18 protein-coding genes are annotated in these 26,967 nt (G+C 73.2%); 12 read left to right on the top strand and 6 right to left on the bottom strand.

Features of this window, described 5'->3' with window-relative positions; all coding sequences use genetic code 11:
* Positions 1–4: 4 nt before the first annotated feature.
* The 6 genes from ACZ3HQ_RS01770 (at position 5) to fxsT (ending at position 10,351) form a co-directional block, all read left to right on the top strand.
* On the top strand, positions 5–1,045 hold the full coding sequence (locus ACZ3HQ_RS01770) for an AAA family ATPase (RefSeq protein ID WP_467507106.1): 1,041 nt from the start codon (positions 5–7) through the stop codon (positions 1,043–1,045).
* Between the two features lie 7 nt (positions 1,046–1,052).
* Positions 1,053–4,343: an SAV_2336 N-terminal domain-related protein gene (locus tag ACZ3HQ_RS01765; protein ID WP_467507104.1), complete on the top strand. Its 3,291-nt coding sequence runs from the start codon at positions 1,053–1,055 to the stop codon at positions 4,341–4,343.
* Between the two features lie 34 nt (positions 4,344–4,377).
* Positions 4,378–4,563 (top strand): FxSxx-COOH cyclophane-containing RiPP peptide, encoded by a 186-nt coding sequence (gene fxsA, locus ACZ3HQ_RS01760; protein ID WP_467507103.1) that lies wholly within the window; start codon positions 4,378–4,380, stop codon positions 4,561–4,563.
* Positions 4,564–4,700: 137 nt separating this feature from the next.
* On the top strand, positions 4,701–5,846 hold the full coding sequence (locus ACZ3HQ_RS01755; RefSeq protein WP_467507101.1) for an FxsB family cyclophane-forming radical SAM/SPASM peptide maturase: 1,146 nt from the start codon (positions 4,701–4,703) through the stop codon (positions 5,844–5,846).
* Positions 5,843–7,216 carry an aKG-HExxH-type peptide beta-hydroxylase gene (locus ACZ3HQ_RS01750; RefSeq protein ID WP_467507099.1) on the top strand — a complete coding sequence of 458 codons (1,374 nt, stop codon included), beginning with the start codon at positions 5,843–5,845 and terminating at the stop codon, positions 7,214–7,216. Before ACZ3HQ_RS01755 ends, ACZ3HQ_RS01750 begins: the two co-directional genes overlap by 4 nt.
* A 129-nt stretch (positions 7,217–7,345) precedes the next feature.
* Positions 7,346–10,351 (top strand): FxSxx-COOH system tetratricopeptide repeat protein, encoded by a 3,006-nt coding sequence (fxsT, locus tag ACZ3HQ_RS01745; protein ID WP_467507097.1) that lies wholly within the window; start codon positions 7,346–7,348, stop codon positions 10,349–10,351.
* A gap of 94 nt (positions 10,352–10,445) precedes the next feature.
* Here fxsT and ACZ3HQ_RS01740 read toward each other — a convergent pair whose 3' ends face one another.
* The 4 genes from ACZ3HQ_RS01740 to ACZ3HQ_RS01725 form a co-directional block, all read right to left on the bottom strand.
* Complete coding sequence (locus tag ACZ3HQ_RS01740; RefSeq protein ID WP_467507095.1) at positions 10,446–14,297, bottom strand: multifunctional oxoglutarate decarboxylase/oxoglutarate dehydrogenase thiamine pyrophosphate-binding subunit/dihydrolipoyllysine-residue succinyltransferase subunit; 3,852 nt, start codon at positions 14,295–14,297, stop codon at positions 10,446–10,448.
* Between the two features lie 314 nt (positions 14,298–14,611).
* Positions 14,612–15,724: a sensor histidine kinase gene (locus tag ACZ3HQ_RS01735; RefSeq protein WP_467507094.1), complete on the bottom strand. Its 1,113-nt coding sequence runs from the start codon at positions 15,722–15,724 to the stop codon at positions 14,612–14,614.
* Positions 15,721–16,461 (bottom strand): response regulator transcription factor, encoded by a 741-nt coding sequence (locus tag ACZ3HQ_RS01730; protein ID WP_030816749.1) that lies wholly within the window; start codon positions 16,459–16,461, stop codon positions 15,721–15,723. The genes ACZ3HQ_RS01735 and ACZ3HQ_RS01730 overlap by 4 nt, the downstream gene beginning before the upstream one ends.
* A gap of 108 nt (positions 16,462–16,569) precedes the next feature.
* On the bottom strand, positions 16,570–17,256 hold the full coding sequence (locus tag ACZ3HQ_RS01725) for a spermine/spermidine synthase domain-containing protein (RefSeq protein ID WP_467507092.1): 687 nt from the start codon (positions 17,254–17,256) through the stop codon (positions 16,570–16,572).
* Positions 17,257–17,382: 126 nt separating this feature from the next.
* On the opposite strand from ACZ3HQ_RS01725, the gene lon reads away from it, so the two are divergent.
* The gene (gene lon, locus ACZ3HQ_RS01720) at positions 17,383–19,812 is read left to right on the top strand and encodes an endopeptidase La (RefSeq protein WP_467507090.1); all 2,430 of its coding nucleotides are present in this window, start codon (positions 17,383–17,385) and stop codon (positions 19,810–19,812) included.
* Between the two features lie 63 nt (positions 19,813–19,875).
* On the opposite strand, the gene ACZ3HQ_RS01715 is transcribed toward lon, so the two are convergent.
* A complete protein-coding gene (locus ACZ3HQ_RS01715; RefSeq protein WP_467507088.1) occupies positions 19,876–20,703 on the bottom strand; it encodes a lysozyme in 828 nt (275 codons plus the stop codon).
* Positions 20,704–20,939: 236 nt separating this feature from the next.
* On the opposite strand from ACZ3HQ_RS01715, the gene ACZ3HQ_RS01710 reads away from it, so the two are divergent.
* A complete protein-coding gene (locus ACZ3HQ_RS01710) occupies positions 20,940–21,431 on the top strand; it encodes a MarR family winged helix-turn-helix transcriptional regulator (RefSeq protein WP_467507086.1) in 492 nt (163 codons plus the stop codon).
* A gap of 19 nt (positions 21,432–21,450) precedes the next feature.
* On the opposite strand, the gene ACZ3HQ_RS01705 is transcribed toward ACZ3HQ_RS01710, so the two are convergent.
* Positions 21,451–22,239 carry a hypothetical protein gene (locus tag ACZ3HQ_RS01705; protein ID WP_467507084.1) on the bottom strand — a complete coding sequence of 263 codons (789 nt, stop codon included), beginning with the start codon at positions 22,237–22,239 and terminating at the stop codon, positions 21,451–21,453.
* Positions 22,240–22,620: 381 nt separating this feature from the next.
* On the opposite strand from ACZ3HQ_RS01705, the gene ACZ3HQ_RS01700 reads away from it, so the two are divergent.
* The 4 genes from ACZ3HQ_RS01700 to ACZ3HQ_RS01685 are packed head-to-tail and all read left to right on the top strand — an operon-like array spanning position 22,621 to position 26,948.
* Positions 22,621–25,395: a sensor histidine kinase gene (locus ACZ3HQ_RS01700; protein WP_467507083.1), complete on the top strand. Its 2,775-nt coding sequence runs from the start codon at positions 22,621–22,623 to the stop codon at positions 25,393–25,395.
* Positions 25,392–25,892, top strand: a complete 501-nt coding sequence (locus ACZ3HQ_RS01695) for a roadblock/LC7 domain-containing protein (protein WP_467507082.1) — start codon at positions 25,392–25,394, stop codon at positions 25,890–25,892. Before ACZ3HQ_RS01700 ends, ACZ3HQ_RS01695 begins: the two co-directional genes overlap by 4 nt.
* A complete protein-coding gene (locus ACZ3HQ_RS01690) occupies positions 25,889–26,311 on the top strand; it encodes a DUF742 domain-containing protein (protein WP_030816741.1) in 423 nt (140 codons plus the stop codon). The genes ACZ3HQ_RS01695 and ACZ3HQ_RS01690 overlap by 4 nt, the downstream gene beginning before the upstream one ends.
* Positions 26,292–26,948 carry a GTP-binding protein gene (locus tag ACZ3HQ_RS01685; protein ID WP_467507080.1) on the top strand — a complete coding sequence of 219 codons (657 nt, stop codon included), beginning with the start codon at positions 26,292–26,294 and terminating at the stop codon, positions 26,946–26,948. The genes ACZ3HQ_RS01690 and ACZ3HQ_RS01685 overlap by 20 nt, the downstream gene beginning before the upstream one ends.
* Positions 26,949–26,967 lie beyond the last annotated feature (19 nt).

The following is a 26,967-nucleotide window of genomic DNA, read 5'->3' as shown; positions in this document are numbered from 1 at the left end:
GGACATGACCGAATCCAGCGAGTGGCTCATCTACCGAGGCGCCGGGGAACCCCACGACGGGATGAGCCGGCTGCCCCCGCCCCCGCCCTGGCGCGACTTCTCCGCACGCGGCGCCGACACCGGCCCGGAGCCGGGCGAGGACGGCGACGGTTCCCGCGACCGCAGGCTCGGCGCGCACCGGCACCTGGCCGAGCTGCACCGGCCCGGCGCCGAGGAGCTGGAGATGATCAACGCGGCGCTGTATCTGCGCCGCCCGCTCCTGGTCACCGGCAGCCCCGGCGCGGGCAAGAGCACGCTCGCGCACTCGGTGGCGTACGAACTGGGGCTGGGCGAGGTGCTGCGCTGGTCCATCGTGAGCCGTTCCGCCCTCCAGGACGGGCTCTACCACTACGACGCGATCGCCCGGCTCCAGGACGTGCAGATCGCCGCCCAGGGCGGGTACGGCAGCGCGGCCGGGAGCCCCGGTTCCGTCGAGGCGATCGGCGGCTACATCCGGCTCGGCCCGCTCGGCACCGCCCTGCTGCCCTCGGACACCCCGCGCGTGCTGCTCATCGACGAACTCGACAAGAGCGACATCGACCTGCCCAACGACCTGCTGAACGTGCTGGAGGAGGGCGAGTTCGAGATACCCGAGCTGCGCCGCCTGGCCGACCGGCTCCCCGACGGCGAGGCCGAGGTGCTCACCGCCGACGGCGCCAAGGTCCGGGTGCGCGACGGCCGGGTGCGCTGCACCTCCTTCCCGTTCGTGGTGCTCACCAGCAACGGCGAACGGGACTTCCCCGCCCCGCTGATGCGCCGCTGCATCCACCTGGAGCTGGGCCGCCCCGACCACAACCGGCTCGCCACCTTCGTCCGCGCCCACCTCGGGGACGAGGCCGCGCGGGCCGGTGACGATCTCATCGCCCGCTTCCTGGAGCGCTCGCGCAGCGAACTCCTCGCCACCGACCAGTTGTTGAACGCCCTCTACCTCACCGACGCGGCCGCCCCGCCGAGCCGTGAGCGCCTGGCCGACCTGCTCATCCAGCGACTCGACCGCCCGAGGTGAGGAGCCGATGCCCGACGCACCGGCACGACACGGCCCCGACACCCCCGACCCGCTCGCCGCACTCGTGCTCCAGTTGCGGGGGGCCGGACTCGAACCGGACGTGGAGGGGCTGAGCGACGCCCTGTGGCTGGCCCGGTGGACGGGCGAACGCGAGCCGGCCGACGCGGTGGAACGGGCCCGCGAGGTTCCCGCGCCCCCGCCCGTCTCCCCGCCCAAGCCCCAACTCCCGCCCGCACCGAGGGAACCCGAGGTCCTGCCCCCCGGCCCCGACCGGCACGTCCCCCTCTACCCGGCGCCCCGCGACGGCCGGCCCCGTATCGGAGCCGGCGCACGGCTCACCGCGCTCCCGGTCGGCGTCCCGGCCGCCCCCGCGCTGCCCTCCGCCCTCGAACTCCAGCGCGCTCTGCGCCCCTTGCAGGCGTACCGCAGCGCGGCGCCCCCGCTCCGCCGCGAGCTGGACGAGACCGCGACCGCCGAACTCAGCGCCCAGGCAGGCGGATTGATCCTGCCCGTGTACCGCGAGGTGCGGCGCGGGGACGCCCGGCTGCAACTGGTGCTGGACGCCGCGCCCTCGATGCGGGTGTGGGACCGGCTCTTCGCCGAACTGGAAGAGGTCTTCGCCCAGTTGGGCGCCTTCGGGGACATCCGGATCGCCCATCTGCACACCGGCCCCGACGGCGAGGCCACGGTCAGCGCCGGCGCCGATCCGCGCGGGGCACCGCAGCACACCGCCGACCGGCTCAGCGACCCCACCGGGCGCCGGATCACCCTGCTGGTCAGCGACTGCGCGGGACCGCTCTGGCGGTCCGGCGCCGCGCACCGGCTGCTGCACCGGCTGGCCCGGCTCGCCCCCGTCGCCGTGCTCCAGCCGCTCCCGCAGCGCCTGTGGAGCCGTACCCGGCTGCCGGTCACGTACGGCGAACTGACCCGCGGCGACACCCCCGGCGGTACCGCGCTGCGCGTGCGCACCCCCGACGGCGCGCCCCTCGTCCCGCCGCCGGGCGTACTGCCCGTGCCGGTGCTGCCGCCCGAACCCGTGGCGCTCGGGGCGTGGGCGCGGCTGCTCGCCGGGGCCGGTGCCGGACCGGTGCCCGGCGCGGTGGGCTGGGTGCGCGCCGACCAGCCGCCCGCACCGCATACGCGCGGCGGGCGCAGGCCGTCCCCGGTGGAGCGGGTCAGCCGGTTCCGCTCCGCCGCCTCACCGGCCGCCGGACGCCTCGCCGTATACCTCGCCGCCGCCCCGCTCTGCCTGCCGGTGATGCGGCTGGTGCAGCGCACCATGCTGCCCGGCTCGGGCCCCGCCGAACTCGCCGAGGTGCTGCTCGGCGGCCTCGTCCAGCGGGCGCCGGAGGACCACGGCCCGGACGCCGGGCAGTGGTACGAGATGGAGCCCGAGGTACGGGAGGCGCTGCTGTCCACGCTCGGCCGGGACGAGGCCCTGCTCGTCCTCAAGCACTGCTCCGAGTACATCGAGCAGCGCTTCGGCAAGGGCGGCGCCAACTTCCCGGCCCTCGCCCTCGCCCAGCTCGGCGGCACCGGCCACCCGGCGCGCGGGGAGGAGGACACCGCCGGCGCCGGCCTGTTCGGCGCGTACCCCGGTGAGAGCGGCGACGCCACCCTCGTCCCGCAGCCCTTCGCCGAGGTCGCCGCGCGGGTGCTGGAGCGCTTCATGCCGCTGCCGGACCAGTTCCGGCTCTACGGCACCCGGCCCGGCACCGCCGCCGGACCCCGGCCCACACACCCGGCCGTCGTCAGGGCCCGTACGCTGCTCGCCCGGTTCGATGCCGACGGCATGGTGCAGGACGTGATCGACGCCGTACAACTGCTGCGCGGGGCCACCGAGAACGAGCGGGCCGCCGGGGCCGACCCCGGACTGTGGGCCGAGTACGCGCACGCCGTGCTGCGGCTGTGGGAGGTGCAGGGCGGGTCCGCGCTGCTGGCCGAGGCGGAGGCCGCCGCCGAGCGGGCCGTGGCCCACCCGCACGCCCAGCGGGAGCGGGCCGCGCTGGCCCGGGTGCTGCGCGCGGCCGCCACCGACCGCAGACGGCGCGGCGACCGGCCCGCCGCGCTGGACCTGCTGCGCCGCGCCGACCGGGAGTACGCCGTCGCCTGCGCCGCCCCCGACCTGGAGCCCGCGCAGGCGCTGCGGCTCACGCTGGAGCGGGTCGGCGCGCTGGAGGCGCAGTGGCGGCTCGGCGGGGACAGCGCGCTGCTCCAGGGCGCGGTCGGCATGCTGGAGGCGTTCGCCGACATCTGGCCCGACCGCGGTCACCGCCCGCCCGAACTGCCCCTCGCCCACGGCAGGCTGCTGCTGCGCCTGGCCGACGCCACCAACGACCCCGTCCAGGCCCGTGGGCACGCCGCCCAGGCGGCCGGCTCGCTGCGGGACGCGCTGGCGGCGGGGGAGGACGGAGGGCGGGAACTGATCCTCGTCCGGCTGGACCTGGTCGACGCCCTGCTCCGCTCCGGCGGTGATCTCGCCGAGGCCCGGGAACGCGTCGACGCCGCGCTCACCGCGACCACCGGACGCGCCCTGCGGGCCCGACTCCACGTGCGGGCGGGCCGGATCGGGGTCGCCCGGTACGCCGAGACCGGCGATCCCCGTGAACTCCGGGACGCGTCGGAGGCGTTCGCCCGCGCCGCCGCCGACACCTCCAGGGAGGCCGCCGACTACCCCGACGTCCTCGCCGAGTGGGGCGAGGTACTGCTGCGCCGGGCCGACGCCGAGAGCGGCGAGCGGGCCTGGGAGGCGCTCGCCCAGGCGATCCGCGTCCTGCGGGACTGCCGCCGCGAGACCCACACCGGCAGTCCGCACACCGCGCACCGCCTGCTGATGCTGGGCCGCGCCCTGATCCGGCGCTACCGGCTGCGCGGCGACCGGGTGGACCTGCGCGAGGCGGAGCACCTCTTCGGGCTGGCGGCGGCCGAGGCGGACGAACCGCTGCTGGCCGCGCGCTGCTCGCTGGAGCTGGGCCAGGCGCAGTACGAGGCGTACCGGAGCCTGGCCCGGCCGACCCGGCTGGACGACGCGGTGGACGCCTTCCGGGCGGCGGCCGAGTCGGCACGGGAGGCCGAGGCGGCCGCCGAGTCGGACCGCGACCGCCGGATCGCCGTCGAACTGGGCGCGCAGGCGCACCACTGGCGGGGTATGTCCTATGAGGCGGCCACCCGGCCGCGCGCGGCCCGCGACGCGTACCGCGCGGCCCGCGCCGAATGGGCGCGGCTGCCCGAGGACAGCCTCGGCACCGGCACCCCGACCGCCGAGGACACCGCCGACCGGCTCGCCGGACTCGGCTGACCCACACCGCCGGAGAACACCACGGGAGGCAGCGATGACCAGCGCGGGCGACGAGACGGCCGTACCGGAACACGGCGAGCCGCTGCCGGACCTGCTCACACTCGACCTGGAGGAACTGCGCACCCTGGACCACCCCGTGCTGCGCGAGGTCCTGGACACCCTCACCGAACGCGCGCGCAGGCCCGCCGAGATGCTCTGGGGCTTCAACAACTGCCTCTGAGCCGTCCGCTCTTGGTCACCCGACGGCGGAATCCGGCAAGTTCCGCCGCCTTGCGTTTGACTCCGGGCCGCGACCGGGAACGCCCCCGCACACACGGGCGAACGAGCCGCGCCCGCATCGCGGTACGGGGGTACGGGATGTCCGGGACGACCGCCGCCCCGACGCGGGCGCGACCGCGCCCCTTCCGGCAGTTCATCGTCAAGGCGCACGGCCGCTGCAACCTCGCCTGCCGCTACTGCTACCTCTACGAGGGACCCGACCACACCTGGCGCACCCGCCCCGCCGCCGCCCCCGCCGAGGTGCTCGACCGCACCGCCGACCGGATCGCCCGGCACGCCCGCGACCACGCCCTGACCGCGCTCTCCCTCGTCCTGCACGGCGGCGAACCCCTGCTGGCCGGCGCCGGCACCCTGGCGCGCTTCACCGACACCGTCCGCGCCCGCGTGCCCGAGGGCTGCGCGGTCCACGCCACCGTGCAGACCAACGCCACCCTGCTCACCCACGACCGGGTCGCCGTCCTCGCCCGGCACGGCATCCGTGTCGGCATCAGCCTCGACGGGGGCAGCGCCGCGCTCAACCACCGCCGCGTCGACCACGCCGGGCGCCCCTCGTGGCCCGCCGCCGCGCGCGGCGCCCGCCTGGTCGCCGACCACTTCCCCGAGGCGTACGCGGGCGTCCTCACCGTCGTCGACCCCACCACCGACCCCGTCGGCACCTACGAGTCCCTGCTCACCCTCCGCCCGCCCGCGCTCGACCTGCTGCTGCCGCACGGCAACTGGTCGGCCCCGCCCCCGCACGGGGGCGAGTACGGCGACTGGCTGTGCCGTGTCTTCGACCGCTGGTGGTCGGCCGGGCGGCGCGAGACGCGGGTACGGCTCTTCGAGGAGTGCCTCGCCCTGCTGCTCGGCCTGCCCGCCGCCACCGAGTCCCTGGGGCTCGCCCCCTTCGACGCCGTCGTCATCGAGACCGACGGCTCCATCGAGCAGGTCGACTCGCTGAAGTCGGCGTACGACGGCGCCGCCGAGACCGGGCTCGACGTGTTCCGGCACGACTTCGACCAGGCCCTCGCCCACCCCGGCGTCGCCGCCCGGCAGGCCGGGCTCGCGGGCCTGGCCGGGCGCTGCCGGGCCTGCCCGCTGGTCGGGGTGTGCGGGGGCGGGCACTACGCGCACCGGTACCGCGCCGGGCACGGCTTCGACAACCCGTCGGTGTACTGCGCCGATCTCCAGCGCTTCATCCGGCACGTGGCCGCGCGGCTCGCCGAGGAAGGAGGCACCCCGTGACGGCACCCCTGGACCGCGCCCTCGCCGAACTCAGCCGCACCGGGGGCGGCCCCGACACCCTCGCCCTCCTCGTCCGCGACCAGGACACCCGGCGCATGCTGCTGCTGCGCGCCGTCCTCGACGCCGCCGAGGGCGCCGCCGGGCGCCGTCTGCGCGAGGACTGGGCCCTGCTGACCGAGGCCGACCGCGCAGCCGACGGACCCCGCTCGCCCGCCCGGACCCGGCTCACCTACCCGTTCACCGGCCCCTGGGCCCGCCGCTGCCTGACCGCGCTGACCACACCCGACGGCGCCCGCGAACTCCCGCTGGAACTGGCCTACTTCAGCGCCCTCGCCGCAGCCGCCGCCGCCCGCGCGGGCCTGCCGTTCAGCACCTCACTCACCGCCCGCGACGGCCTGCTCTGCCTGCCCTCCCTCGGCGTCCTGCGCATCGGGCGGACCGGGTCGGCCGCCATCGAGGTGCGGCACAAGAACGGCCGCCTGACCCTGCGTCGACGCGGCGCCTCCGACGTGCACGTCCGGCTGGAGCAGGGCGTCGGTGCCTGGTCCGGCGCCCCCGCCTGGACCCCGGCCCACGCCCTGCCCGGCCTGCTGCCGGGCACCGCTCCCGTACCGCTGGACGACCTCGACCCGTACCGCACCCCGCCCCGCGACCCGGGACCGTTCGCGTTCGGCGGGGCCGGCGGGCCCGACCACGCCGAGCGCAAGCGCTGGCTGCACGCTTGGTCCGGCACCGCGCAGGCGCTGCGCACCGGCGGCGAGCAGCGGCTCACCGAGACCATCGCCCTGCTGCGCTGCCTCGTCCCGCTCGCGCCCCCGCCCGGCTCGGACGGCCGGGGCAGCTCCAGCGGGACCCGGCGCGAGGCGTTCGGCGCGCTGCTCAGCACCACCCCCGCCACCCCGACCGCGCTCGCCGCGACCCTCGTCCACGAGATGCAGCACACCAAACTCGCCGCCCTCGGCGAACTGGTGGAACTGCACCGCGCCGGACCCGAGGCCCGCTACTTCGCCCCCTGGCGCCCCGACCCCCGCCCCTACGACGGGCTGCTGCACGGCACCTACGCCCATCTCGCGCTGGCCGACCACTTCCAGCGCACCGCGCTCGCCGAACCCGCCCGCCGCGAGGCCGCCTGGGCCGAACACGCCCGCTACCACGCCCAGGTCGCCGCCGCCCTGCCCGCGCTCGTCGCCTCGCCCGACCTCACCCCGGCCGGGCGCCGGTTCGTCGACGGCATGGCCGCCGCCCACGAACGGCTCTCCGCCCGCCCCGCACCACGGGGGCACACGGCGCGCGCGCAGGCGTACGTCAAGGCGGTGCGCACCCTCTGGGCGCAGCGACAGCCCCCCACGCCGCCGATCCCGAACCGGTGAAATGCCGGCTTCGCACCCCCCGCTGCGCGAAGATCGGCGCACCGAGGCGTTCGTCTCCGGCGGTCGCCGTACTCCCCAGGGACCGCGCCGAGGTTCTACGATTTCCTGTCTACGTGCTGGAGGCCGCCGATGTCTGAAGCCCGTACGCCGGCACCGAACGGGAACGGGGCCGCGAGGCAGACCGTCACCATCAGCTTCGCCGGGTTCAACCGCGCCTGGGCCGCCTGGATCGGGGACCGGCTGGAGCGGCGCGGCCTCAGAGTGGTCTACCTGCGCTGGGACGCGCCCCCGGACCAGCCCCTGGCCGACCTGCTGCGCGACCTCACCCTCGCCGAGGGCCGCACCCTGATCGTGGTCAGCGAGTGGTACTTCCAGCTCGGCCCGCGCACCCACGACGAGTGGAACGCGGCCCTGCGCGAGGTGGTCGGCGCCGATCCGGGCCGGTTCGCCGCCGTCTCCGTCACCAACGCCCCGCTGCCCTCCGCCGTCGCGGCCCTCGCCCCCGTCGCCCTCACCAACATGGGCGCCGACGAGGCCGAACGCCGGCTCCTGGACCGCCTCGACCTGCCCCACGACAGCCGCCCGGGCGACGACCCGGGCCGCCCCGCACCCCGCTTCCCGGCCGCCATGCCCGACGTGTGGGGCGGGGTGCCCCGCCGCAACACCCGCTTCACCGGCCGCGAACCGCTGCTCAACGACGCCTACCACCTGCTCCAGGGCAGCGACCCCGGCGCGGGCGTCCTCACCCTGCACGGCATGTCCGGCGTCGGAAAGACCCAGCTCGCCGCCGAGTACGTCTACCGCTTCGGCTCCGAGTACGACGTGGTGTGGTGGGTCAACGCCGAGAAACGCGTCAGCTACCGCCGCCTCCTCGCCGAACTCGCCCCCAAACTCGGCCTGTCCACCGGCGCCGAGTACGGCGAGCGGCTCCGCGCCGTCCGCGACGCGCTGCGCCGGGGCACCCCGTACTCCCGCTGGCTGCTCGTGCTGGACGGTGCCGACGAACCCGACCAGATCTGGGACCTCGTGCCCACCGGCCCCGGCCACGTCCTCATCACCTCCCGCAACCCCGAGTGGGGCGAGCACAACAGCAAGCTCCTCGAAGTCCCCGTCTACGGCCGCGACGAGTCGGTCGCCTTCATCCGCCGCCGCGCACCCCGGCTCACCGAACCCGACGCCGACCAGCTCGCCCAGGCGCTGGAGGACCTCCCGCTGCTGCTCGACCAGACCGCGGGCTGGCTCAACGACTCCGACCTCTCGGTGGAGGAGTACATCGCCCTGCTGGACGGCGGGATCGACCAGGACGTGGTCAAGGTGTCCGCGGACTTCCCGCTCGCCTTCCAGACCGCCTGGTCGATACTGCTGAACAAGCTCCGCGAGACCGTCCCCGAGTCCGTCGACCTGCTGCGGCTGTGCACCTTCTTCGCGCCCGGCTTCATCCCGGTCCGGCTGCTGAAGGAGATGAACCACGACGACCTGCCCGAACAGCTCGCCGGGCTGCTGGACGACCCGCTGCTGTGGAACAAGGCCGTCAACCAGCTCCGCCAGTACTCCGTGGTCCGGCTGGAGTCGCACGAGGCCACGCTGGACGAGGGGGTCGCCTCCGGCGAGTCGGTCTACCTGCACCGGATGGTCCACCAGATCGTGCACAAGGACATGCCCGAGGCCGACCGGAGCGAGTTCATCGAGGTGGTCCGCCGCGCCCTCGCCGAGGCCGACCCCGGCCGCCCCACCGACACCCGCAACTGGGACGCGTACGCCGAGATCGTCCCGCACCTCAAGTACGCCGACGTACTGCGCAGCAAGGACCGCCGGGTGCAGGGGCTGGTGCTCAACTGCCTGCGGTACATGCTGTTCGCGGGGGAGTACACGGCGGGTGTGAACCTCGGCGGCCGCGCCCTCGCCACCTGGCGCGAGCTGCTCGGCGACTCCCACCCCCGCGTCTGGGAGGTGACCTACCACTACGCCAACCTGCTGCGCTCGGCCGGCCGCTTCCAGGAGACCGAGGCCATCGACCGGGCCGCCCGCGAGCAACTCCTCGCCGAACGCGGCGAACACGACCTCGACCACCTCAGGATGGCCGGCGGACTAGCCGCCGACCTGCGCGAACTCGGCCAGTACGACGCCGCGCTCGAACTCGACGAATGGCTCTACCCCACCTACCGCGAGCTGTTCGGCGAGCACGACTCGCGCACCCTCAACGCCCAGAACAACCTCGGCTTCACCCTGCGCCTCCTCGGCCGCTACGAACAGGCCCGCGGCTTCGACACCCGCACCCTGGAGGCCCGCCGCCAGCTCCTCAAGGGCCGCCACCCCTGGACCCTGTTCTCCGAGGTCTCCTACGCGGTCGACCTGCGCCTGCTGGGCCGCTACTCCGAGGCCGAGTCCATCCAGACCAGGAACGTCCGCGAATACCGCATCGTCATGGGCCCGGACAACCAGAACACCCTGCGCGCCGAGCACAACCTCGCCCTGTGCCGGCTGCGCGGCGGGGACCGGGCCGGGGCGGGCGAACTGCTCACCCGCGTCCTGGAAGGGCTGGAGCGCAAGCTCGGGGACAGCCACACGCACACCCTGGCCGCCGCCGTCAGCCAGAGCTGCTTCGCCCGCGAGCACGGCGACATCGACCAGGCCCGCGAGGCCAGCGAGTCCGTCCTCGCCCGCTACGAACTGCTGCTGCCCGAGGGCCACCCCTTCATCATCGGCGCCCGCGCCAACCACGCCCTGGTGCTGCGCAGCGTCGGCGAACGCGACCACGCCCACGTACTGATCGAGCAGAGCCTCGCCGACATGTCCGCCGCGCTGGGGGAGACCCACCCGTACGCGCTGGGCTGCGCCGTCAACGCGGCCGCGCTGCGCAACCTCGTCGGGGACACCGAGGCCGCCGCCGACCTCAGCCAGATCACCATCCTGCGCGCCACCGACAGCCTGGGCCGCACCCACCCGCTCACCCTGACCGCCCGCGTCGCCTACGCGGCCGACCTGCGCGCGCTGCGCGAGCGCCAGCAGGCGGAGAAGGTCGAACAGGAGGCCCTCGCCGACCTCGCCGCCACCCTCGGCCCCCAGCACGTCCACACCGTCTCCGCCCGCTCCCGCAACCGCCCGTACTGGGACTTCGAGCCGCAGGCGAGCTGAGCGCCGCCGGGCACCGCCCGGACGGCGAAGGGCCCGGCCCTCCGGATCAGATCCAGGAGAGCCGGGCCCTTCAGCGTTGCTCAGTGAGCCGGGGTCACGCCTCGAAGACCTCGTTCACCAACTGCTCCTGCTCCGCCTGGTGGCGCTTGGCGGAGCCCACCGCCGGGGAGGAGCCGTGCGCGCGCGAGATGCGGCGCAGGCGCTCGCCCGCCGGGACGTCGGCACCGACGGCCAGGTCCAGGTGGTCGATCAGGTTGAGCGCGATGAACGGCCACGCACCCTGGTTCGCCGGCTCCTCCTGCACCCAGAGGTATTTCTCGGCGTTCGGGTACTTGTTGACCTCGGCCTGGACCTCGGCGCCGGGCAGCGGGTACAGCCGCTCGATGCGGATGATCGCCGTGTCCGTGGCGCCGCGCTTCTGCCGGCCGGCCTCGAGGTCGTAGTAGACCTTGCCGGAGCAGAAGACGACCTTGCGGACGGCGGCCGGGTCGACCGTGTCGTCGCCGATGACCGGACGGAACTCGCCGGAGGTGAAGTCCTCCGCCTTCGAGGCCGCCGCCTTCAGACGCAGCATCGACTTCGGGGTGAAGACGATCAGCGGCTTGTGGTCCGGGTTGTGGACCTGCCAGCGCAGCAGGTGGAAGTAGTTCGCCGGCGAGGTCGGCATGGCGACCGTCATGTTGTTCTGCGCGCAGAGCTGGAGGAACCGCTCCGGACGGGCCGAGGAGTGGTCCGGGCCCTGGCCCTCGTAGCCGTGCGGCAGCAGCAGGACCACACCGGAGGTCTGGTTCCACTTCTGCTCGGCCGAGGAGATGAACTCGTCGACGACCGTCTGCGCGCCGTTGACGAAGTCGCCGAACTGCGCCTCCCACATCACCAGCGCGTCCGGGCGGGCCAGCGAGTAGCCGTACTCGAAGCCCATGGCCGCGTACTCGGACAGCAGGGAGTTGTAGACGTTCAGCCGCGCCTGGTCCTCGGAGAGGTACTGGAGCGGGGTGTACTCCTCGCCGGTCTGCCGGTCGATGAGCACCGCGTGGCGCTGGCCGAAGGTGCCGCGCTGGGAGTCCTGGCCCGCGAGGCGGACCGGGGTGCCCTCCAGCAGCAGCGAGCCGATGGCCAGGGTCTCGCCCATGCCCCAGTCGATCGTGCCGTCCTCCACCATCGCCGCCCGGCGCTGGAGCTGCGGCAGGAGCCGCGGGTGGACGGTGATGTTGTCCGGGACGTTGACCTGGGACTCGGCGATCCGCTTGACGACCTCCGCGGAGATCGCGGTCGGGACCGCCGCCGGGAAGCCGTCCTTGGGCGGCTGGGACTCGCCCTGCGCCGGCTGCGAGGTGACCTCGCGGACCTCGGTGAAGACCTTCTCGAGCTGGCCCTGGTAGTCCTGGAGCGCCTGCTCGGCCTCCTCCAGGGTGATGTCACCGCGACCGATCAGGGACTCGGTGTAGAGCTTGCGCACCGAGCGCTTCTTGTCGATCAGGTCGTACATCAGCGGCTGGGTGAAGGCCGGGTTGTCCGACTCGTTGTGACCGCGGCGGCGGTAGCAGATGAGGTCGATCACCACGTCCTTGTTGAACGCCTGACGGAACTCGAAGGCGAGCCGCGCGACGCGGACCACGGCCTCCGGGTCGTCACCGTTCACGTGGAAGATCGGGGCCTCGATCATGCGGGCCACGTCGGTCGCGTACATCGAGGAGCGCGAGGACTCCGGGGCGGCGGTGAAGCCGACCTGGTTGTTGATGACGATGTGGACCGTGCCGCCGGTGCGGTAGCCGCGGAGCTGCGACATGTTCAGGGTCTCGGCCACCACGCCCTGGCCCGCGAAGGCCGCGTCGCCGTGGATCGCCACCGGCAGCACGGTGAAGTCCGTGCCGCCCTTGTTGATGATGTCCTGCTTGGCGCGGGCGACGCCCTCCAGGACCGGGTCGACCGCCTCCAGGTGCGAGGGGTTGGCGACCAGGGAGACCGCGATCTGCTCGCCGTCGAGCCCGGTGAAGGTGCCCTCGGCGCCCAGGTGGTACTTCACGTCACCGGAGCCGTGCATCGACTTCGGGTCGAGGTTGCCCTCGAACTCCCGGAAGATCTGCGCGTACGACTTGCCGACGATGTTGGCGAGCACGTTCAGCCGGCCGCGGTGGGCCATGCCGATGACGACCTCGTCCAGGCGCGACTCGGCGGCCGAGTCGATGACCGCGTCCAGCAGCGGGATGACGGACTCGCCGCCCTCCAGCGAGAACCGCTTCTGGCCGACGTACTTGGTCTGCAGGAACGTCTCGAACGCCTCGGCGGCGTTCAGGCGGCGCAGGATGCGCAACTGCTCCTCGCGCTCCGGCTTGGAGTGCGGGCGCTCGACGCGGTCCTGGATCCACTTGCGCTGCTTGGGGTCCTGGATGTGCATGAACTCGATGCCGGTGGTGCGGCAGTACGAGTCGCGCAGCACGCCCAGGATGTCGCGCAGCTTCATCATCGACTTGCCGGCGAAGCCGCCGACGGCGAACTCGCGCTCCAGGTCCCACAGGGTGAGCCCGTGCTCGGTGATGTCCAGGTCGGGGTGCTTGCGCTGCTGGTACTCCAGCGGGTCGGTGTCGGCCATGACGTGGCCGCGGACCCGGTAGGAGTGGATCAGCTCGAAGACACGGGCGGCCTTGGTGACGTCGTCGTCGTGGCTGGCGTCGATGTCCTTGAGCCAGCGGACCGGCTCGTAGGGGATGCGCAGCGCCTCGAAGATGTCGTCGTAGAAGCCGTTCTCGCCGAGGAGCAGGTTGGCGACCTGGCGCAGGAACTCGCCGGAGGCGGCGCCCTGGATGACCCGGTGGTCGTAGGTCGACGTGAGCGTCATGACCTTGGAGACGCCGAGCTTGTTCAGGGTGTCCTGGCTGGTGCCCTGGAACTCCGCCGGGTAGTCCATGGAGCCGACGCCCATGATCACGGACTGGCCGGGCATCAGGCGCGGCACGGAGTGGACGGTGCCGAGGCCGCCGGGGTTGGTCAGGGAGACCGTGACGCCGGTGAAGTCGTCCATCGTGAGCTTGCCCTCGCGGGCGCGGCGGACGATGTCCTCGTAGGCCTGCCAGAACTCGAAGAAGTTCAGCGTCTCGGCCTTCTTGATGGCCGCGACGACGAGCTGGCGGTCGCCGTTGGGCTTCACCAGGTCGATGGCCAGGCCGAGGTTCACGTGCGGCGGCTTGACCAGGGTCGGCTTGCCGTCCTTCTCGCCGAACGAGTAGTTCATCGCCGGCATGGCCTTGATGGCCTGCACCATGGCGAACCCGATGAGGTGCGTGAAGGAGATCTTCCCGCCGCGGGCGCGCTTGAGGTGGTTGTTGATGACGATGCGGTTGTCGAACAGCAGCTTCACCGGGACCGCGCGCACCGAGGTGGCGGTCGGCAGCTCCAGCGAGGCGTTCATGTTCTTCACCACGGCCGCGGACGGACCGCGCAGCGTCACGTACTCGGGGCCCTCGGGGGCCTCGGTGGCGGGCGCGGCGGCGGCCTTCGGCTTCGCCGCGGGCGCCGCGGCCGGCTTCGCCGGGGCCTGGGCGGCCGGGGCGGCCTTCGCGGCAGGGGCCTGCGCCGGAGCCTGGGCCGGCGCGGCCGGGGCCTGCGCGGGCTTGGCGGCCGGGGCCGGCTGGGCCGGTGCCTGGGCGGGCGCGGCGGCCTGAGCCGGGGCGGCCTGGGCCGGGGCGGCCTGGGCCGGGGGAGCGGTGGGGGTGGTGCCCGCGGCCCCCGCGGCCGCGGTACCCGCCGGAGCCGAGGCGGCGGGCGCCCCCGGCTTGTAATCGGCGAAGAAGTCCCACCAGGCACGGTCTACCGAATTCGGGTCCTGGAGGTACTGCTGATAGATCTCGTCGACGAGCCACTCGTTCGGGCCGAACGCCGCGGCGGCGTTCTTCCCGGCTTGGTCGTCGGTGGAGACGTTCGAGTTACTGGGGGACTGTGGCGACACGGCGGTAACCGCCCTCTTCCGCTTCACAAGGTGATGGACAGCGGGAATAAAGGCTACGCCTCCAAGAGCGGGAAGGTCAGGTCGGGCCCGTTCATCGTCGTGCAAGTCACATCGGGAACCGCGTTTCGGGCCGCGAAATGGCGGGAAACAAGCGGGGTTCCGGATACGGAAGGGGCGTTGCGGGCACGCCTGACAGGGGCCCTGAGCGTCCTCGCTCCGCGCATCGCGCCGGCCCGTGCCTGATCACACGTGTCCGCCTGGACGAACGATTGTGATCTTGATCATCCGACTGAATCCCAAGCGGGCCGGGCGCGTCAACTCGACGCCGGAACCGCTCCCGGAAGGGTGACGATGATCCGGCAGCCCCGCTCGGATTCGGCCACACCGATCCGGCCGCCGTGCAGATCCACCGCCCAGCGGGCGATGGCGAGCCCCAGACCGGTGCCGCCGTCGCTGCCCGGACCGTGCGGGCGGCTGACCGCGCCCCGGTTGAACCGCTCGAACACGCGGTGCCACTCCGAGCGCGGGATGCCCGGACCCTCGTCCAGCACCTCCAGCTCCAGCGACTCCGGACGCGCGCCGCGCCGGGCCTTCACCGTGACCCGGCCGTGCGGCGGGCTGTGCTTGACCGCGTTGTCTATGAGGTTCGCCACGACCTGGTGGATGCGCTCGGGGTCGGCGTGCGCGGTCAGCTCAGGCGGGGACACGTCCAGGTGCAGATGCACATCGGTACGGGTGTGGCTGCCGGAGCCGGAGGCGATGCCGGCGCGCGCGGAGGCGACCATGTTGGCCTCCTTGAGCACGCCGGACAGGTACGGCCACACCTCGAAGCGGCGGGCCTTCAGCGGGACCACGCCGTTGTCGAGGCGGGAGAGGTCCAGCAGGGTCTCCACCAGCCTGCCCAGCCGGTCGGTCTGGCGCAGCGCGGTGCGCATGGTCTCCGGGTCGGCCTCGGTGACGCCGTCGACGATGTTCTCCAGCACCGCGCGCAGGCCCGCGATGGGGGTGCGCAGCTCGTGCGAGACGTTCGCCACCAGCTCCTTGCGCTGGAGGTCCTGGGCCTCCAGCTCGTCCGCCATCACGTTGATCGTGACGGCGAGGTCGCCGAGTTCGTCGCGGCGGCCCTCGCTCACCCGGCGCGTGTAGTCGCCGTGCGAGATGGAGCGGGCCACCGCGTTCATCTCGTCCAGCGGCGCGGTGAGCGAGTGCGCCACGAACTGGGTGATCAGCAGCGTGGCGATCATGGAGAAGACCGTGATGAAGCGCAGCTCGGTCTTGGTGTGCACCGCGATCATGGAGAGACCGGTGGTGATCAGCACCGAGATGACGACCAGCGCGCCCAGCTTGGTCTTGATCGAGAACGGGCGTACGCCGCCCCAGGGTCCGCCCCCGGAGCGCCGGCGCCCCGCTTCCCGTCCGAGACTCACGGCGTCGGCGTCTCCAGCGCGTAACCGACCCCGTGCACCGTGCGGATGCGCTCGGCGCCGATCTTCCGGCGCAGGGCCTTGATGTGGCTGTCCACCGTCCGGGTGCCGGAGGCGTCCGCCCAGTCCCAGACCTCGGCGAGCAGTTGCTCGCGGGAGAGCACCGCGCGCGGGGTGTTGGCCAGGCACACCAGCAGGTCGAACTCGGTGGGCGTCAGATGGACGTCGTCCGACTTCACGCGCACCCGGCGCTGGGCGTGGTCGATCTCCAGCTCGCCGAGCCGGAGTATGCCGGAGCGGGGGGTGGTCGCGGCGAGCGCGGCACGCTCCATGCGGCGCAGCAGGACGTGCACGCGCGCGGCCAGCTCCCGCATGGAGAACGGCTTGGTCATGTAGTCGTCGGCGCCGACCCCGAGGCCGACCAGCATGTCGGTCTCGTCGTCGCGCGCGGTGAGCATCATGACCGGCACCGGGCGGGACGCCTGCACGCGGCGGCAGACCTCCAGGCCGTCGAAGCCGGGCAGCATGATGTCGAGGATCAGCAGGTCGGGCTGCCATGCCTCGGCCGTGTCGACCGCCGAGGGACCGTCACCGGCGGTCTGCACGAGGAATCCCTCGGCGCGGAGCCGGGCCGCGATGGCGTCGACGATCGTGGGGTCGTCCTCGACGACCAGTACCCGGCGCTGCGCGCCCTGTGACGTCGTCGCCGCACCGGTCTGGGAGGTGTGTGTCTGCTCCATCGCCCGCCCCTGTTGCTTTCCGGAATCCGTGGGGTGATCCCATGACTGCGATTGACGCTTGAATGATCCGCGTCACGCTGCACATTACGGGGACACGCCGGGCCGTCGCTATCCAGGTCGGACGGCGAGATGGACCACGTCGGGAACGCCACGGGCAACGGGGACCTCTTCGGTACGCACCTGTCGGAACCCGGCATTCCGCAAGGTTCCTTCAAATTCCGGAGAGGGCTGCGCGGACCACGTGGCAAGGACCCCGTCGGGCCTCAACACCCTTGCGCACGCGGCGAGTCCGCTGGGTGTGTACAGCCCTTCGTTGCCCTCCGTGACGGTCCAGCCGGGTCCGTTGTCGATGTCGAGGCACACCGCGTCGAACGTGTCGGAAGTCTCATTGACGTAGGCGACGAGATCCGCCTCCACGACGCGCGTGCGCGGGTCGGCCAGCGCGTCGGCGGAGATCTCGGCCAGCGGGCCGGTGCGGTGCCAGTCGATGACGGCGCTCTCGCGCTCCACCACGGTGATGCGTCCCCAGCGGGGGTCGGCTGCCGCGTGCGCCAGCGAGAAGCCGACGCCGAGCCCGCCGATCAGCACCTCCGGCGCCGGGCGGTCGTCCAGCGCGTCCCGCGCCGCGTCCACCAGCAGCCGCTCCGAGCGGCCGTCGGAGGTGTCCATCAGGAAGCACCCGTTGGCGATGATCTGGAGCAGCGCCCCGCTGCGGCGCAGCGCCACCTCCCCGTACGGTCCCTCGCGCCGGTCCAGGACCACCGGTTCCCCGGCGCTGTCGTGCGTGGCAGTCATGCCGACATCCTGCCCCGGCCGGGCGCGGGATTTTCGTTCGCCGAGAGCGAACGATGTTCGGGGAACATTCAACCGCTCAGGAGCATTGAGTCAGTGTTACTCAAGTTGACTGCCGAAGGGGAGATCATGGCTGCTGAGTCGGGTGAGTCCATGGAGGTCACGCTCGTTCTGCCCGTGCTGCCGCTCGACGGCGAGGTCGTGCTGCCCGGCATGGTCGTGCCGCTGGATCTGAGCGACGCCGAGATCCGGGCCGCCGTGGAGGCCGCCCAGTCCGCCGCGCGCGCCGAGTCCGGCAAGCCCAGGGTGCTGCTGGTCCCGCGCATCGACGGCACGTACGCGAAGACCGGTGTGCTCGGCACCGTCGAGCAGGTCGGCAGACTCGCCGACGGCGACCCCGGCGCCCTGGTCAAGGGCCGCCACCGGGTGCGCATCGGCGCGGGCACCACCGGTCCCGGCGCCGCGCTGTGGGTCGAGGGCGCCCGGGTCGAGGAGACCGTGCCCGACCCGCTGCCCGGCCAGGTGACCGACCTGGTCAAGGAGTACAAGGCGCTGGCCACCACCTGGCTGCGCAAGCGCGGCGCCTGGCAGGTCGTGGACCGGGTCCAGGCCATCGACGACGTCTCCGCGCTCGCCGACAACTCCGGTTACTCGCCGTTCCTCACCACCGACCAGAAGACCGAGCTGCTGGAGACCACCGACCCGGTGGCCCGCCTGAAGCTCGCCGCCCAGCAGCTCCGCGACCACCTCGCCGAGCAGGACGTGGCGGAGACCATCGCCAAGGACGTCCAGGAGGGCGTCGACAAGCAGCAGCGCGAGTTCCTGCTGCGCCGCCAGCTCGAAGCGGTCCGCAAGGAGCTGCGCGAGCTGAACGGCGACGGCCCGGACGCGGCCGAGGAGTCCGACGACTACCGCGCCCGCGTGGAGGCCGCCGACCTGCCCGAGCGCGTCCGAGAGGCCGCGCTCAAGGAAGTGGAGAAGCTGGAGCGCTCCTCCGACCAGTCCCCGGAGGGCTCCTGGATTCGCACCTGGCTGGACACCGTCCTGGAGATGCCGTGGAACGAGCGGACCGAGGACGCGTACGACATCCAGGGCGCCAAGGAGATCCTGGACGCCGAGCACGCCGGTCTGGACGACGTGAAGGCGCGCATCACCGAGTACCTCGCGGTGCGCAAGCGGCGCGGTGAGCGCGGCCTCGGCGTGATCGGCGGACGGCGCGGCGGTGCCGTGCTGGCGCTGGTCGGCCCGCCCGGTGTGGGCAAGACCAGCCTGGGCGAGTCCGTCGCGCACGCCATGGGGCGCAAGTTCGTCCGCGTCGCGCTCGGCGGTGTCCGCGACGAGGCGGAGATCCGGGGCCACCGGCGCACCTACGTCGGTGCGCAGCCCGGCCGTATCGTCCGCGCGGTCAAGGAGGCCGGGTCGATGAACCCGGTCGTGCTGCTCGACGAGATCGACAAGGTCGGCTCGGACTTCCGGGGCGACCCGGCCGCCGCCCTGCTCGAAGTGCTGGACCCGGCGCAGAACCACACCTTCCGGGACCACTACCTGGAGGTCGAACTCGACCTGTCCGACGTGGTCTTCCTCGCCACCGCCAACGTCCTGGAGGCGATCCCGGAGGCGCTGGCCGACCGGATGGAGATCGTCCGCCTCGACGGCTACACCGAGGACGAGAAGGTCGTCATCGCCCGCGACCACCTGCTCCCGCGCCAGTTGGAGCGGGCCGGTCTCACCGGTGACGAGGTCACCCTGGAGGAGGGCGCGCTGCGCAAGCTCGCCGGGGAGTACACCCGCGAGGCGGGCGTGCGCACCCTGGAGCGGACCGTGGCCCGGCTGCTGCGCAAGGTCGCGGCCCAGCACGAACTGGGTGAGCGGGAACTGCCGTTCACCGTCCGCGAGGAGGACCTGCGCGCTCTGGTGGGCCGTCCGCACCACGTGCCCGAGTCCGCGCAGGACCCGGCCGAGCGCCGTACCGCCGTCCCCGGTGTGGCGACCGGGCTCGCGGTCACCGGCGCCGGCGGCGACGTGCTGTACGTCGAGGCGTCGCTCGCCGACCCGGAGACGGGCGCCGCGGGGCTGACCCTGACCGGTCAGCTCGGTGACGTGATGAAGGAGTCGGCGCAGATCGCGCTGAGCTTCCTGCGCAGCCGGGGCGCCGAGCTGGAGCTGCCGGTGGCCGACCTGAAGGACCGGGGTGTGCACATCCACTTCCCGGCGGGCGCGGTCCCCAAGGACGGCCCGAGCGCGGGCATCACCATGACCACCGCGCTGGCCTCCCTGCTCTCCGGCCGGCTGGTCCGCACGGACGTGGCGATGACCGGCGAGGTCTCGCTGACCGGGCGGGTGCTGCCGATCGGCGGGGTGAAGCAGAAGCTGCTCGCCGCGCACCGCGCCGGGGTGACCACCGTGATCATCCCCAAGCGCAACGAGGCCGACCTGGACGACGTCCCGGCCGAGGTGCTGGAGAAGCTCGACGTGCACGCGGTGACCGACGTCCGCCAGGTGCTGGAGCTGGCCCTGGCGCCCGCCTCCACCGCGGCGGAGGTGCCGGTCGCGGCCTGAACGGGGCGAAGGCCCGAGCCCCCCGAAGGAAGGGGGACTCGGGCCTTTCGCGTACGCGGTGCCTTATCCGTTGGCCAGCGCCTGCACCCGGTCCAGGGCGCCGTTGAACTTGTCGTGGTCGCCGACCGTCGGGCCGGAGGAGGTGTACTGCCACATCGTCTGCACGCCCCAGCCCGCCGGCAGCGTGCCCGGCGCGGTGGCGTACCGGGCGATCCACAGCGGGTTGACCGCGCCGAAGGCGGCGCTGTTGCCCGTGCACTGGGTCCACCAACTGGTGGCCGTGTAGATCACGGCGTCGCGACCGGTGCGCGCCCGGTATGTGTTGAGGAAGTCCGCGATCCAGCTCACCATCGAGGCGGCCGACTTGCCGTAGCAGGCGTCGCCGTACGGATTCCACTCGATGTCCAGCGTGCCCGGCAGCGTCCGCCCGTCCCGCGACCAGCCGCCGCCGTGGTCCACGAAGTAGTTCGCCTGCGTCGCGCCGCTCGTGGTGTCCGGGGTGGCGAAGTGGTACGCGCCCCGGATCATGCCCACGTTGTACGAGCCGTTGTACTGCTGGGCGAAGTACGGGTTGGTGTAGTAAGTGCCCTCCGTGGCCTTGGTGTAGGCCCAGCGGACTCCGCTGTTCCACAGGGTGGCCCAGTCGACGTTGCCCTGGTGGCCGGAGACGTCGACGCCCTCGGTCTGGGTGACCCTGGTGCCGGCCGGGGTGCCGGAGCGGCCGTCGTGGGAGAGGACGCCGATGCCGAGGTAGGCGTCGCCGCGGTGGGGCGCGGCCTGGGCGGGGGCGGCGCAGAGGAGACCGAGGACGAGGCTGAGCGCGCCGAGCAGGGCCGTGACCAGGACGGCGGACGGGCGCGGGCGGGCGGGACCGGGTCTGTGCACGGGCATGGCGTGGCCTTTCGGGGTGAAAGTGGGGGGCGAAAGGGGAGGGGCGATGACCGACGAGCCTGTGGCGCCGGGCCGCCGCGAGGGGCCCGCCCAAGAAGCTACGCACGTAGATACGGGGGTGGGAAGGGGGTCCGGATGCCGCCGTTGGTCTACGCCTGCGAAATACTGACGGAGCTGCGGCGATGACGGGGTCCGGCAGAAAATTTCAGACGGCGAAACCGGGCAGGGGTACTGAGGTGCACGAGGACGGGAACAACGGTACGGGCGAGGACACCGCACCCGTGGCGCCGCGCTGTGTCGACCAGGAATTCCTGGCACTGGAGCGGGAACTGACCGTGCTGCTGCGGCGGGCGCGGGCCAACCAGGGCGAGATGGCCCGCGAGGTCCACCCCGACCTGGAACCGGCCGCGTACGGGCTGCTGATCCGGCTCGACGAGCAGGGCGGCCAGCGGGCCACCGACCTGGCCGCCTACATCGGCGTCGGCAAGGCCACCATGTCCCGCCAGTTGCGCGCCCTGGAGGACCTCGGCCTGATCGCCCGCGAGCCCGATCCGGCCGACGGCCGCGCCTGGCTGGTCACCCTCACCGGCGAGGGCCGGGGCCGGGTGGGCCGGGTCAGAGAGGCCCGCCGTGCCCGCTACGTCAGCCAGCTCGCCCACTGGGACCGCCGTGAGGTCGCCGAACTCGCCCGGCTGCTGCACGAGTTGAACGGCATCGCGGAGAAGTAGCGGTTCACCCGGCGGGCCCTCACAGCTCCACGTGGACGGCCGTCGCGTCGTCGTGCGTCTTGCTGCGGCCCAGGAACGCCCGCTCCTCGCGGTCCGCCAGCTCCAGCTCGCGCACCCGGTCCACCAGCGCGCGGGTGCCCTCCTTGGCGACCAGGTCGAACAGGGCCGTCCAGTCGCCCTCGTGGAACTTCTCCGTCCAGCGGGCCGCGCCGTCGGTCAGCGCGACCAGTGAGCGCACCTCGGCGCGCGGCACCGAGCCGGTGACCGCGTACCGGACCACCTCGGGGTCGGCGGCGGCCGTGAAGAAGCCGCCCTCCTTGTTGCGCAGCTCGGCGTCCACCCGTTCCGCGCTCGCCAGCGCCCCGCGCGGCAGCCTGGCCAGCCGGTCGTCCAGCACCGGGGTCACCGTGCCGTCCGGGGCGCGCAGCAGCAGTGCGGAGTCCGAGAGCACCAGGTACTCGACCGTCTCCGCCGACCAGCGGACCAGCACCACCGTCGCCTGGGGCGTACGCGGGTGAGAAAGGTCACAGGTGGTCAGATGGGCCTTCGATGTTTGGGTGATCGCCCGGCCGAGAATCTCCGGCAGCGTCAGATCTCGGTGGGAAACGGTCAGTTCGGTCAGTGCGCCGCCCAGCCGGGCGGTGAACCACGGCACCGGGTGCGAGCAGCCCGGCGGATACGGGGGCGGGGTCACTCCGTCCAGCAAGATCACGCAACCGCCCTGACCGCAGGCGGGTAGGCAGACCCCCGCGAAGTCCTCGTTGGGCCGGTCGGCGGTGCCGGGTTCCGAGACGAGATCAGTACGCACCCCGCCAGTCTGCACGAACCCTTCACGCGCGGGGGCAATGGCCTTCGCGCGCACCCGGATCGGCGCCACCGCGCAGCTCAGACGCCGGAATTGGCGGCAATTGGCACGGTCCGGGAATGCGTGGCGGCGAATATTGCCAAAGCCTGCCCCCCGCGTCCAACCGGCCCGCCGCGCAAGGGTGTCCGGCGCGCCGTCACGACTTGCCCGCCAACTCCCCTCCGATGTTCACTCCTTCGGGTGGCGGGTCAGGTGATGCGCGGCCACTGCCCACCGGCGCTGGGAGGGTCGGAAACCACGAACCGGGTGTACGCACCACTTGGCACCGAGACGACGGGGCGCCGCCCGGCCCTTCCGTAGACGAGTTCAGGATTGCGAGCACCGGTGCAGAAGAAGCGGCCTCGGCGCACAGGCAGGCAGACGGCCCCCCAGGGGACCGCCGAGCAGAACCCCGTGGGCGCTGGACGCCCCACCCATGTGCGCAACCGGCTCATCGTCGCCGTGGCCGTGGTGGCCGCCGCCATAGCCGCGGCAGGCGCCCCCGCCCTGCTCACCGCCTCCGGGGACCTCCATGAGTCCCAGAAGCTGGTGACCCTGGCGGACGAGACGCAGGACGCCCTCGCGCTCGCCCACTCACTGGCCGACGAGCGCGACGAGGTCACCTCCTACGTGGCCGCCGGACGCCCCAGGACCAAGGCGCCCTCCGAGCAGCGCGGCACCCGCGTCGACCGCCAGGTCGAGGACCTGCGCGCGGACACCGACCTGCCGTCCCGGCTGCGCACCGCGCTGGACGGCATCGCCACCGTCCGCCGCGCCGCCCTGACCGGCAAGACCGACGCGCTCAGCACCCACCAGGCGTACTCGGCCACCATCACCGAGCTGCACCGGCTCGCCGAGGAGCTGGCCGACCGGACGCCCCCGCGCGCCGGCTCCGGCGCCTACGCGCTCGCCGGGCTCGACACCGCCGTCCAGCAGTCCGCCGCCGCGCGCGGCCTGCTGCTGGCCGCGCTGAGCGTGCCCGCCACCTCCCGCACCTCGATCAGCCCGGTCACCGGGCTGCCCGTCACCACCAGTGGCGGCTCCGAGGCGGACACCAGGCGCCGGGACGCGCTCACCACCGCCGCCCAGCGGGCCCGGCTGCGCGCCGACGCCGGCCTCGCCACCTTCCGCGAGACCGCGCCCAAGGCGGCCGTCACCTCCTACGACTCCACGGTCACCGGCCCGGAGGTCAACTCCGCCGACAAGTACCTGGACTTCCTCACCGCCCAGCCCACCTTCGGCGACCGGCAGCTCGCCGTCAGCGCCAAGAAGCTGGACGCCGCGCTCTCCGCCCGCGTCGACCTGATGCGCGGCGCCGAGTCCGCCCTCTACGAGCGCCAGGGGCAGAACCTCGCCACCCTGCGGGACGACGACGTCACCGCCCTGGAGATCCGCGTCGCGGTCCTCGGCGCCCTGATGCTCCTCGCCGTCGGCGTCGCCACCGCCATGGCCCGCACCCTGACCCGCCCGCTCTCCGTGCTGCGCCGGGGCTCGGCCCGCCTGGCCGGCGCCGAGGACCCCGCCGGACAGGAGCCGATCGCCTTCACCGGGCGCAACGACGAGTTCGCCCAGGTCGTCCGCTCCGTGAACGCCCTGCACGCGCACGCCGTCGCCCTGCACGAGCGGGTCGCCACCCTGGAGGCCGACCGCAAGCACCTGGTCGGCCAGCGCCAGAAGATGGCCGACGCCCGCGAGGAGCTGCGCGCCGAACTCAGCGACTCCAGCGCCCAGTTGGAGCGGTTGCGGGAGAGCATCGGCGGCACCTTCGTCAACCTCGCGCTGCGCACCCTCGGCCTGGTCGAGCGCCAGCTCTCCGTCATCGAGGGGCTGGAGGAGCGCGAGCAGGACCCGGAGCGCCTGGCCACCCTGTTCAAGCTGGACCACTTCGCCACCGTCATGCGGCGCCACAGCGAGAACCTCCTGGTCCTCTCCGGCACCGAGCACATCCAGCCCGCCCACGGGCCGGTCCCGCTGGTCGACGTGGTCCGCGCGGCCGTAAGCGAGATCGAGCGGTACGAGCGCGTCCGGATCGCCGCGCTGCCCCCGCACGCCCACGTGGCCGGCTTCGCCGCCGACGACCTCTCCCACCTGCTGGCCGAACTGATGGAGAACGCCAGCTCGTTCTCCCCGCCCGACCTGCCCGTCGAGATCTCCGCCTGGCTGCTGGAGTCCGGCGAGGTCATGCTGTCGGTGCAGGACGAGGGCATCGGCATGGCCGCCGATCGCATGGAGCGGCTCAACGGCCGCCTCGCCGACTTCGACCCCGAGTCGCCGTACGAGCAGGAGGGCGAGGACGGCCTCGGCCTCGGGCTGTACGTCGTCGCCCGGCTCGCCCACCGGCACGGCATCCGGGTGCAGTTGCGCGAACAGAAGCAGGGCGGGGTCGCCGCAGTGGTCGTACTGCCGCAGTCGCTGCTCGCGGAGACCCCGGCCGCCGCCGTCCCGCACCACGCCACCCGCACCGCCGGCACGCAGAGCTTCTCGCTGCCCGGCGCCGACGCCGAGGCCAACTCCAACGTGCTGCGCGGCCGCCCCAAGGGCGCCGACCCGCTCGTCGCCCTCGCCGAGAAGGCCGTGGCGGACAGCGAGAGCGCCGGGAAGACCGACGCCGCCGACCCGGTGATCCCGCGTCAGGCCACCCGCGAGCTGCCGCCCGAGCCGGTGCCCGCCGCGCCGCCGGAGTCGGCCCCCGAGACCACGATGGAGCTGCTGCTCCCGCCGGCCGCCCCCACCGACGGGAACACGGCCGCCACCCCTGAGGCCGCCACCCCCGCGCCCGCCGCTACGGCGGACGTCGCCCCCGGGCACGCCGCCCCCCTCCCCGCCGAGGCCACGCACGACCGCGCCCCGGACGAGACGGAGGAGAAGCTGACGAGCAAGGGCCTGCCCAAGCGCACCCCGAAGATCACCGCGCCCGAGGCCCCGGTCCGCCCGCGCGCCACTGGCGTCGACGCCGAGGCCCTGCGCCGCAGGCTCGGCGGCTTCCGCCAGGGCGCGCAGGCCGGGTACCGGGACGTCGAAGCGGAGATCGCCGAGCACACGGCGCAGAACCAGCGGCCCGCCACCAGCGCAGAAGCCGAAGAGTCCACGGGGGGACACGCCGAGGAGGCAAGCAGTTGACCACGCCCAGTACCTACGGACTGAGCAGTGAAGCCCGCAACCTGCATTGGCTGCTGACCAACCTGGTCGAGGAAGTACCCGGAATCCAGTCGGTCGCGGTCGTCTCCTCCGACGGCCTGCTCCTGCTGTCGTCCGACCCGAACCGCGCCGAGGCGGACCGGCAGAACCGGCCGGTCACCAAGGGCCCCCGCGGCTCGGCCGCCGACCTCGCCACCATCGTCTCCGGCATCGGCAGCCTCACCGTGGGCGCCGCCAAGCTGATGGACTACGGCTCGGTCAAGCACACCATGGTCGCCATGGACGAGGGCAGCCTCTTCGTCATGTCGATCAGCGACGGCTCGCTGCTCGGCGTGCACGGCTCCGCCGAGTGCGACATGAGCGTGATCGCGTACCACATGGCGCTCTTCGTCGGCCGGGCCGGGCATGTGCTCACCCCGGAAGTCCGCAGCGAGCTGCGGAAATCCATGGAGTCCGAACCGAGCGGGAGCGTCCGATGAGCGCCATCGCCAAGAAGACGCAGCTCCCCACGCGTGGCGGCGACCGCAAGGCCGCCCGGGTGCGCCCCTACTCGCTCACCGGCGGCCGCACCCGCTTCGGCCACGTCCTCCTGGTGGAGACGTTCGTGGCCAGCACCGCGGCGCTCGACGCCCCGGAGGAGCGCAGGGAACTGGAGAACGGCCCCGCTCCGCGCGTGATGCCGGAGATGGTCGCCATCGTCGAACTGTGCCGCCGTATGCGCACGGTGGCCGAGATCGCCGCGCTGCTGAGAATGCCGCTCGGCGTGGTCCGGGTGCTCCTCAGCGACCTCGCGGACCAGGGAAAGATCCGTGTTTACGGCACCGGGACCGGTCACGGCACCGGCCGTCCGGACCGCGCGCTGCTGGAAAGGGTGCTGAGTGGACTCCGCCGTCTCTGACGCGACCGCCCCCGTCGGGAACGCTCCCCTCGTCGACAGGCCGGCCGAGCCCGTCGAGGAACTGAAGTCCTGGCAGCAGGACCGCAGCCGGGCACCCGTCGCCACGAAGATCGTGGTGGCGGGCGGCTTCGGCGTCGGCAAGACCACCCTGGTCACCGCGGTCTCGGAGATCACCCCGCTCCAGACCGAGGCGCTGATGACCCAGGCGAGCGAGGAGACCGACGACCTCACCGCCACGCCGGACAAGACCTCCACGACCGTGGCCATGGACTTCGGCCGCATCACGCTCGACGACGACCTGGTGCTCTACCTGTTCGGCACGCCGGGCCAGCAGCGGTTCTGGTTCATGTGGGACGACCTGGTGCGCGGCGCGATAGGCGCCGTCGTCCTGGCCGACACCCGGCGGCTCAAGGACTGCTTCCCGGCACTGGACTACTTCGAGAGCTGCGGTCTGCCCTACGTGGTCGCGGTCAACCACTTCGACGGCAGCGAGGTGTTCGGGCCGGAGGACGTGCGGGAGGCCCTGACCATACCGGCCCACATCCCTGTCATGATCATGGACGCGCGGCGCCGGATCTCAGCGATCGAGACCCTTCTGGCCCTGGTGGGCCACGCGCTCGACGTAACCCCCGAGTAGCCCGAAGCCCCCCGTAGGA

It is taken from the genome of Streptomyces sp. NPDC018263 (assembly GCF_055562575.1).
This window is presented reverse-complemented; position numbering and strand designations above follow the sequence as displayed.

Bases quoted from the DNA above. Each gene is read 5' to 3' on its own strand.
- ACZ3HQ_RS01770 (WP_467507106.1), top strand. From the start codon at position 5: ATGACCGAATCCAGCGAGTGGCTCATCTACCGAGGCGCCGGGGAACCC.
- ACZ3HQ_RS01765 (WP_467507104.1), top strand. From the start codon at position 1,053: ATGCCCGACGCACCGGCACGACACGGCCCCGACACCCCCGACCCGCTC.
- fxsA (WP_467507103.1), top strand. From the start codon at position 4,378: ATGACCAGCGCGGGCGACGAGACGGCCGTACCGGAACACGGCGAGCCG.
- ACZ3HQ_RS01755 (WP_467507101.1), top strand. From the start codon at position 4,701: ATGTCCGGGACGACCGCCGCCCCGACGCGGGCGCGACCGCGCCCCTTC.
- fxsT (WP_467507097.1), top strand. From the start codon at position 7,346: ATGTCTGAAGCCCGTACGCCGGCACCGAACGGGAACGGGGCCGCGAGG.
- ACZ3HQ_RS01730 (WP_030816749.1), bottom strand. From the start codon at position 16,461: ATGGAGCAGACACACACCTCCCAGACCGGTGCGGCGACGACGTCACAG.
- ACZ3HQ_RS01725 (WP_467507092.1), bottom strand. From the start codon at position 17,256: ATGACTGCCACGCACGACAGCGCCGGGGAACCGGTGGTCCTGGACCGG.
- lon (WP_467507090.1), top strand. From the start codon at position 17,383: ATGGCTGCTGAGTCGGGTGAGTCCATGGAGGTCACGCTCGTTCTGCCC.
- ACZ3HQ_RS01715 (WP_467507088.1), bottom strand. From the start codon at position 20,703: ATGCCCGTGCACAGACCCGGTCCCGCCCGCCCGCGCCCGTCCGCCGTC.
- ACZ3HQ_RS01690 (WP_030816741.1), top strand. From the start codon at position 25,889: ATGAGCGCCATCGCCAAGAAGACGCAGCTCCCCACGCGTGGCGGCGAC.